Below are 260 nucleotides of genomic sequence, written 5' to 3' on the forward strand. Positions count from 1 at the left end.
GCCTATTTGGGGGCCGATCTGTTCCTGATTGATGTGGACGTCGAGGACGGGGCGGACCTGCTCCTGACCACGCAGTCGGCCACGAAGATATATCGGACTCCGGGCTCGTTTGCCGAGCAGCGGATGAACGTTCGGCTGGGGGAGCGGGCCCGGTTGGAGTTGGTTCCAGACCAGGTGATTGCGTACCGGGAGGCCAGCTATCGGCAGAGTTCCCGCTTTAGCCTGGACCCGACGTCGAGCCTTGTCATGGCAGAGGTCAT

The 260-nt window shown here is 62.3% G+C and carries 1 protein-coding gene; it reads left to right on the forward strand.

Features of this window, described 5'->3' with window-relative positions; translation table 11 throughout:
• A partial coding sequence (locus SB679_RS24955; protein WP_410704990.1) for an urease accessory protein UreD occupies positions 1 to 260 on the forward strand: 260 nt, incomplete at both ends.

The organism is Chryseobacterium sp. SIMBA_029 (assembly GCF_046535275.1).
Classification (GTDB): Bacteria; Bacteroidota; Bacteroidia; order Flavobacteriales; family Weeksellaceae; genus Chryseobacterium.